Here is a 1,166-nt window from a genome sequence, read left to right on the forward strand (position 1 = left end):
GTAGCAGCAACTGTCTTGCCCAGTCATTCACGTTCGCCATGCTGTGCCGTCGCGCAGCATGGCGTTAAGCCGGATCAACAGCACCCGCATGCATGCCACCAGCGCTACTTTTGCGCTCTTGCCTTTGCCGCATAGCCCTTCATAACGCGCTTTGAACGAGGCATCGTAGCGGATGACCGTCCAGCACGACATGTAGAGCGCACGCCTCACAGCACTGCGTCCACCGCAGATCTTGCGCTTGCCTTGGAACGTCCCGCTGTCATTGTTATACGGGGCCAGGCCGGCCAGTGCCGCAATTTGGTGACGGTCGAGTTCACCTAGCTCCGGCAGGTAAGCCATCAGGCTGGCAGCGGTGATCGTGCCGATGCCTTTGACAGATGTCAGTTGCGTCGTCTTGAGCGCGTCGAGCGCCTGCATCGCTTCTTCGATAGCCTTTTCCAGATCCAAGATTTGTACTTTCAGGAAGGCGATATGACCTTTCAATGCCTCGATAACCTTGGGCAGGTGAGCTTGATGGATGCGGCGCCGATCATCGTCACGCTGCTGGACGAAGCGCTCGCGTTGTTGGACCAACTCCCGCAAACACTGGGCCTGCGTGGAGACCATCTGCGGATTGCTTGCCTTTAGCGTTTGCGCAAACTGCGCGAGAACGTGGGCATCAATGGGGTCTGTTTTGGCTTGCTTGCCGATTGCCTCGGCAAACGCCCGTGCACGGCGAGGATTTATGCGGATGACGATAAATCCAGCCAGACTTAACGCCATCATCACGCCCCGCTCGTAACCACCGGTCGCCTCAAGCAGAGCCTTCTGTACGTCGTATTCGCTCAGCTTTTCGACCAGCTGCGCGTAACCTGCTGAGTTGTTGGGGACATTAAAGCTGACGTCTTGGGGGTGGAGCCAAACGGACAGAGTGGATTTAGCTACATCGATACCGAGCCAGGAAATCATAACAAACACCTCTTACACTCAAGGATGAGAGCACTCTGGTGATGCCCATGCTTGTGATGTTCGAGGTGCGCTCGTTCAACTGTTCGGGCTTGTAGCCAGAGCGGAGAGGTGAATGGCGGTTCTGCTGCTACACGTGCTTACTAACACTGCTGCCGAACAACCTGCCATTCACCGCTCTCACCCCAGACTTTATTCCTTTCTTTAGACACAAGCTGCCG

General features: G+C 56.1%; 1 protein-coding gene. It reads right to left on the reverse strand.

Annotated elements, in window-relative coordinates; genetic code table 11:
* Window positions 1–27: 27 nt before the first annotated feature.
* Window positions 28–948 carry a transposase gene (locus tag GHN92_RS23570; protein ID WP_153381343.1) on the reverse strand — a complete coding sequence of 307 codons (921 nt, stop codon included), beginning with the start codon at window positions 946–948 and terminating at the stop codon, window positions 28–30.
* Between the last annotated feature and the right edge of the window lie 218 nt (window positions 949–1,166).

Source organism: Pseudomonas sp. FSL R10-2964 (assembly GCF_009600035.1).
Taxonomy (GTDB): domain Bacteria; phylum Pseudomonadota; class Gammaproteobacteria; order Pseudomonadales; family Pseudomonadaceae; genus Aquipseudomonas; species Aquipseudomonas bubulae.

Excerpts from the sequence above, each read along its gene's own strand:
- GHN92_RS23570 (WP_153381343.1), bottom strand. The coding sequence starts at position 948 with ATGATTTCCTGGCTCGGTATCGATGTAGCTAAATCCACTCTGTCCGTT.